Annotated in this window: 7 protein-coding genes; 1 reads left to right on the top strand and 6 read right to left on the bottom strand. The window is 66.4% G+C overall.

Annotated elements, in window-relative coordinates; translation table 11 throughout:
* Together EN964_RS21625 and cbiE are read right to left on the bottom strand one after the other, a co-directional pair.
* On the bottom strand, nt 1-235 hold a 235-nt coding region (locus EN964_RS21625), incomplete at its 3' end, for a cobalamin biosynthesis protein (RefSeq protein ID WP_164775918.1).
* Nucleotides 232-1,473: a precorrin-6y C5,15-methyltransferase (decarboxylating) subunit CbiE gene (gene cbiE / locus EN964_RS21620; RefSeq protein WP_127271896.1), complete on the bottom strand. Its 1,242-nt coding sequence runs from the start codon at nt 1,471-1,473 to the stop codon at nt 232-234. The genes cbiE and EN964_RS21625, both read right to left, overlap by 4 nt.
* Nucleotide 1,474: 1 nt before the next feature.
* Here cbiE and EN964_RS21615 point away from each other — a divergent pair, with 1 nt between their 5' ends.
* Nucleotides 1,475-2,236: a cobalt-precorrin-6A reductase gene (locus EN964_RS21615; protein ID WP_127270798.1), complete on the top strand. Its 762-nt coding sequence runs from the start codon at nt 1,475-1,477 to the stop codon at nt 2,234-2,236.
* Here the strand turns inward: EN964_RS21615 and EN964_RS21610 are convergent.
* The 4 genes from EN964_RS21610 to cobG are packed head-to-tail and all read right to left on the bottom strand — an operon-like array spanning nt 2,200 to nt 5,880.
* Nucleotides 2,200-2,964 carry a precorrin-3B C(17)-methyltransferase gene (locus EN964_RS21610; protein ID WP_127271898.1) on the bottom strand — a complete coding sequence of 255 codons (765 nt, stop codon included), beginning with the start codon at nt 2,962-2,964 and terminating at the stop codon, nt 2,200-2,202. The two genes, EN964_RS21615 and EN964_RS21610, sit on opposite strands and share 37 nt — an antisense overlap.
* On the bottom strand, nt 2,961-3,719 hold the full coding sequence (locus EN964_RS21605) for a precorrin-2 C(20)-methyltransferase (protein WP_127271900.1): 759 nt from the start codon (nt 3,717-3,719) through the stop codon (nt 2,961-2,963). The genes EN964_RS21610 and EN964_RS21605 overlap by 4 nt, the downstream gene beginning before the upstream one ends.
* Nucleotides 3,716-4,348, bottom strand: coding sequence for a precorrin-8X methylmutase (locus EN964_RS21600; RefSeq protein WP_127271902.1), 633 nt, complete (start codon nt 4,346-4,348; stop codon nt 3,716-3,718). Before EN964_RS21600 ends, EN964_RS21605 begins: the two co-directional genes overlap by 4 nt.
* 2 nt (nt 4,349-4,350) lie before the next feature.
* Nucleotides 4,351-5,880: a precorrin-3B synthase gene (gene cobG, locus EN964_RS21595; RefSeq protein WP_127271904.1), complete on the bottom strand. Its 1,530-nt coding sequence runs from the start codon at nt 5,878-5,880 to the stop codon at nt 4,351-4,353.
* Between the last annotated feature and the right edge of the window lie 18 nt (nt 5,881-5,898).

Here is a 5,898-nt window from a genome sequence, read left to right as displayed (position 1 = left end):
GGCTGAGCGTGTCCGACGAGGCGGCCTGAAGCGTGGCGTCATCGACGACGATGACCGGAAGACTCAGCACGCGGCCAGCGGCGGCGATCGCTTCTTCATCCTTCTTGAACTCGGCAGTCGCCAGTGCCGAAAGCGCCGTCATCGTCAGGCCATGAGTCTCCAGCGCGGTTTCGATCGCGGCAAGCACGTCTTCGACGCTCACGCCTTTTCGGCTGCCGATGCCCGCGACCATCATGGCTTCACCCAGCTCCATTGGGTCACTGGCATGGCCGGCCGCCAGGCCTGCATCGCGCCGACCGGCGATGCGCGAGAGATGGCGATGCGGGTGAGATCGCCGCCGAGCTTGGTATGCTGGGCGAGGAGCAAGGCTTCCATCTCCAGCGTCACCGCATTTGCCACGAGACGGCCGCCCGGGCGCAGCGCCTTGATGGCAGCATTCAGCACGCCGGCATCGCTGCCGCCGCCGCCGATGAAGATCGCGTCCGGCGTGTCCAGCCTGGCAAGTGCCCTGGGCGCGCTGCCTTCCACCACGACAAGGCCGGGAACGCCACAGGCGGCGGCGTTGCGGCCAATGCGGGCGGCGCGGATCGGATCGGCCTCGATGGCAATGGCGCGCATCGAAGGGTGGGCCAACATCCATTCGATGCCGATGGAACCGGAACCGGCGCCGATGTCCCACAGCAATTCGCCGCGTTTCGGCGCCAGCGCCGACAGGGTGATCGCGCGGATCTCGCGCTTGGTGATCTGGCCGTCATGGTCGAACAGATGATCGGCAAGGCCTGATGTGAGCGGCAGGACGCGCGCGTCCGGACCGGATTCAACTTCGACCGCCAGCACGTTGAGCGGATTGATGTTTTCGAGATCGAAGGCATCGGCGCGGATCGTGCGGTGGTCCTCGCTTGGCCCACCCAAGGCCTCCAGGATCGTCAGCCGCGATGCGCCGAAGTCGAGTTCGGTGAGCAGGCGCGCTATTGCAGCGGGGGCTTCGGCATCCGAGGTCAGTGCCAAAATGCGCGCGCGTGGCTGCAGCAGCGGCCGGATCAGGTCGAGCGGCCGGCCGTGCAGCGAGACGGTCTCGATGTCCTGCAGCGCCCAGCCAAGGCGCGCGGCCGCCAGCGAAACGGCCGACGGTGCGGGGATGACATGCATCTCCTGTTGCTTGACCTTGCGGGCGAGGGTGGCGCCGACGCCGTGGAAGAACGGATCGCCTGAAGCGAGCACGCAGACGCGCCTGTCGGCAAGCGCCAGCACGTCAGCCATCTCGGCATCGAAAGGAACCGGCCAGGCGCGCGCCTCGCCCTTGGCGAAGGAAGCGACCAGCGCCAGGTGCCGCTTGCCGCCGAAGATGATCTCCGCCTCGGCAATCCGCTGCTTGGCCTCGTCGCCGAGACCCGCTAAACCGTCCTCGCCGATGCCGACGATTGTGAGCCATTTTGGGGTGAGCTTGGCACCGCGCGGACCTTCAGCAGGCATGATGACCCACCGTATTCTGATCCTCGGCGGCACCACCGAAGCCCGGCAACTGGCCGGAAAACTGGCGGCGCGCGCCTCGGTCACGCTGTCGCTGGCTGGCCGCACTGAAAGCCCGGTCGCGCAAGGCGTGCCGGTGCGAACGGGGGGCTTTGGCGGTGCCGATGGATTGGCCGATTATTTGCGGAAAGAGCCTATCGACCTGCTGATCGACGCGACGCACCCCTATGCGGCGCAGATCTCCGCCAATGCGGCGCAAGCCGCCCGCGTGGCCGGTGTGCCGATCCTTGCGCTGCGACGCCCCGGCTGGGAGCCTGTCGAAGGCGACCGCTGGACTGAGGTCATTACATCCGGCGATGCCGCGCGAGCGCTTGGACTGGCGCCGCGCCGTGTTTTCCTGGCGCTGGGCCGGCAAGAGGTCGCTGCTTTCGAAGCTGCGCCCCAGCATCATTATCTCGTCCGCAGCGTCGACGCGATCGAGCCCAAGCTTGCCGTGCCGGATGCGAGCTATCTTCTGGCCCGTGGCCCGTTTCGTGAGGCGGAGGAACGCGCGCTGCTCGAAAAGCAACGCATCGATGTCGTCGTGTCCAAGAACAGCGGCGGCGAAGCGACTTATGGCAAGATCGCCGCGGCGCGGGCGCTTGGCCTCGAGGTGGTCATGATCCAACGGCCAGTCTTGCCGGATGTTCCCGCGGCTGAAAGCGTTGAAGCGCTGACCGTGTTGGTCGATCATTTTGTCCGTCCCGTGGACGAGCGCGGCGTGTAGACCAGCGCCGGCTTCTCCGCGCGCTTGATGATGCGGGTCTCCGGCGAGCCGATGATGATGCAGGTCGCCATGTCGGCCTTCTCTGCCTCGACATCGGCCAGCAGATAGACCTCGATGCGCTCATCCGGGCGGCCGGCGGCGCGGCCGAAAATCACTGGTGTGGTACCAGGCAGGATCGCGGTCAGGCATTCGAAGGCGCGGCCGAGCTGCCAGGGGCGCGCCTTGCTGATCGGGTTATAGAGCGCGATGACGAAGCCGGCGCCGGCCGCCGCCAGCAGGCGCAGTTCGATCAACTCCCATGGCTTCAGATTGTCGGACAGCGAGATGGCGCAGAAATCATGGCCGAGCGGCGCGCCGATGCGGGCGGCGACCGCCAGCATGGCGGTGATGCCGGGCACCACAGCGACATCGACCGCGCGCCATTCGGCCGGGCCGGCCTCGATCGCCTCGCAGACGGCCGCCGCCATGGCGAACACGCCGGGGTCGCCACCGGAAACCACCGCGACGTCGTGGCCCTCGGCGGCTTTGATCAGTGCGTCCTTGGAGCGGGCGAGTTCCTCGCGATTGTCGGAAGCGACGCGGGTCTGTTCCGGGCGCAATTCCAGCCGGTCGAGATACGGTTTGTAGCCGTAAAAGAATTTCGCCTCGGCGACGGCGCGGCTGGCTTCCGGAGTGACTTGATCGGCATTGCCGGGCCCAAGGCCGATGACAGTGAGACGGCCGCTCATGCCTGCGCTCCCACGGCGCCGGGGCGGCCGGACCAGCCGGCGACCAGCACGATGGCGAAATAGGGCGCCTTGTCGTCCGGCTTGTCGGCCAGCTTCATCGACACGCTGCCGGCCATGGTGCCGCGCTCGACATAGACGGCGCGCGACAGCTTGGCCGTAGCCTCCAGCGCCCGCCTGATCTTTGGCAGGTTACGGCCGACCTTCATGATGACGGCGGCATCGGTGTCAGCCAGCCGGCGCGTCAGCTCGAACTCGCTCATCGTGCCGGGCAGCACGGTCAGCACGTCATCGCCCTGGACGATCGGGATACCAGTCTGCGACCAGCAGCCGGACATAGCGGTTACGCCGGGAATGACTTCGGTGGGGAAGCGATGGGCGAGGCGCACATGCAGATGCATGTAGGAGCCGTAGAAAAGCGGGTCGCCCTCGGACAGCACCGCAACCATCTTGCCTGCCTGGAGGTGCTCGGCGACCTTCTCGGCGGACTCCTCGTAGAAAGTCGTGATCTGCGAGCGGTAGTCGTCGTGATCCTTGTCGATTTCGGTGGTGACGGGATAGAGCAGCGGCAATTCCGTCATTTCAGGCCGGAACTGCGCTTCGACGATGGCGCGCGCATTGCTGTTGTTGCCGCGCTTGGCGAAATAGGCCACGACATCGGCTTCCGCCAAGGCCCGCGCGGCTTTCAGGGTCAGCAGTTCGGGGTCGCCGGGACCGGTGCCGACGCCGACGAGACGACCTTTGGGAAGGGCGTTCACAGGCCGGGCCTCGCCAATGAATTGAGCGCGGCGGCGGTCATGGCGCTGCCACCGAGCCGGCCACGCACGATGGCAAAGGGAACGCCGTAGGAATTCTCGGCCAGCGCGTCCTTCGATTCGGCAGCACCGACGAAGCCGACCGGCATGCCGATGATGGCCGCAGGCTTCGGCGCGCCGTCGCGCAGTTTTTCCAATAGATAGAACAGCGCGGTCGGTGCATTGCCGATGGCAACCACCGAGCCCGCCATGCGCTCGCCCCACAAATCGATCGCGGCGGCCGAGCGGGTGTTGCCGATTTCCCTGGCGATGTCGTGCGTGCGCGGATCGCGCAAGGTGCAGATCACCTCGTTGCCGGCCGGCAGCCTGGCGCGGGTGACGCCATGCGAGACCATTTCCGCGTCGCAGAAAATTGGCGCGCCCGCCGCCAAAGCGGTGCGGGCAGCGGCAACCAAATCCGTGGAGAACACAAAATGACTTGAAGATTCGACCTGGCCGCAGGCATGGATCATGCGGATGGCGACATCGGCCTCGGCCTCGGAGAAGCGCGACAGATCGGCCTCGGCGCGGATAATGGCGAAGGAGCGCTCGTAGATCGCCGTGCCGTCATGGATGTAGTCGTAGGCGGCCATGCTCATTTCCGTTTTTCAGTTTGGGCCTGTCGGTAAGCCTCGGCGATACCGGCCGGCCCGAGCCTTGTCAGGCAAGCAGCGGCAGTCTCGCCTTGATATCGTGCGCTGCGGATCATTGCCGCGACGCGGCGGATGCCGCGCGCGGCGTCATAGCCCGGCCTGTAGCCCGCAGGAAGGGCCTTTGCCGTCGCGTTCACGACAAGTCCGGCTCCGTTTTCGCCGCCGACAATCGCTAGGGCTGTCGGGCCGGGATGGGCGCAGCCCTTGGCGCAGCCGGAAATGTGCAGCGTGAAGTCGAGGATGTCGGCGTTTTCAGCGGCAATCGTCTCGGCGATCTCGCGCGTGGCAATGCGGCCGGAGGCGCAGGCCGGCGTGCCGGGGCAAGCGGCAATGCGCGTGCGCGGGTCGGTGGGGGCGGTGACGAAGCCGAGGGCGGTGGCGGTGTGTTGGAGGGGTTGGTTGGCTGCCGGTGGCTGACCGAGGAAGAGCAGGGCGCGGCCGGGGGCTAGGCGGATTTCGGTTGTGTTGAGGGAGAGGGCGTGTTGGGCGAGAGCGATTAGCTTGTCGGCCGGCATGCTGCCGTAGGGGAGGGCGATGCCGAGGGCGGTGGCGTGGCTTACATTGAAGAAGCCAATTGGCCGGCGAGAGTGCTCTACGGCGCCCCCCTCTGTCCTGCCGGACATCTCCCCCTCCAGGGGGGAGATTGCGCTTGGAGAGCCGCGTTCGCCAACTGTCGATGCTGCAAGAGGGGAGCCTGCGGTGAAGCTGCCAATCTCCCCCCTGGAGGGGGAGATGTCCGGCAGGACAGAGGGGGGCGCCGTAGAATGCCAGCCTGCGAGAGAAGCCAATTGTCTCTCCGACAGATCCCTTGCGTGGGCCTCACGGCCTTTTTCGGCAATCATTCTTAGAGCCGCGACGGCGATGTCGCGAGCCGCACCTTCATCAGCAAACGCTAGCGGCTTCGCATTCTGCCCGTCACCCGCGACAGACACCTGCCATTGGATTCTCGCACCACTGCGCGTTGCAGCAAGCCGAACATCGGCCGTCACCGAATCCAGCCCAAGTTGCCCACCGCCATCGACAATCACCGAAACCTTCGGCCCCAACCGTTGCGCAAGCCCAGCTTCTTCGATTGCAGCCCTGATCCGTTCAGCCAGTGGCCGGGGATCGGCAATCTCTTGCGGATCGATGCCAGCCAGCGGGCCGGTCTCGACTGGCACGCCGGTGCGCACCGCGATATCAAGCGCATCGACCTCCGCCGCCAGCAGCATCGCGCTGTCCGTCGTCAGCCCACGTATCTGCAGACTGCCGCGCGCGGTGACTTCCATGATGCCATTGCCATGCCGCAAGGCGGATTCGGCTAACCCGATCAAAAGCTTCGGCGACAATCCTCCAGAAGTCGGGCCTCCAGAAGTCGGACCTCCAGAAGACGGGCCTCCAGCAACCGGATTGAGCCGCACCAAAAGCCCGTCGCCGGTCTGCATCGGCGCCGACAAGGCCGGGCAGGCGCCGCGGCGTGAGAAGGCGTTCATGCCGCCACCCCAAGCGCT

This window comes from Mesorhizobium sp. M7A.F.Ca.CA.001.10.2.1 (genome assembly GCF_003998575.1).
GTDB lineage: Bacteria > Pseudomonadota > Alphaproteobacteria > Rhizobiales > Rhizobiaceae > Mesorhizobium.
Note: the sequence above shows the minus strand (reverse complement) of the source record. Positions and strands in the feature narration are given on the sequence as shown.

Coding starts and splice junctions, on each gene's coding strand:
- cbiE (WP_127271896.1), bottom strand. CDS start 1,473: ATGCCTGCTGAAGGTCCGCGCGGTGCCAAGCTCACCCCAAAATGGCTC.
- EN964_RS21615 (WP_127270798.1), top strand. CDS start 1,475: ATGACCCACCGTATTCTGATCCTCGGCGGCACCACCGAAGCCCGGCAA.
- EN964_RS21610 (WP_127271898.1), bottom strand. CDS start 2,964: ATGAGCGGCCGTCTCACTGTCATCGGCCTTGGGCCCGGCAATGCCGAT.
- EN964_RS21600 (WP_127271902.1), bottom strand. CDS start 4,348: ATGGCCGCCTACGACTACATCCATGACGGCACGGCGATCTACGAGCGC.
- cobG (WP_127271904.1), bottom strand. CDS start 5,880: ATGAACGCCTTCTCACGCCGCGGCGCCTGCCCGGCCTTGTCGGCGCCG.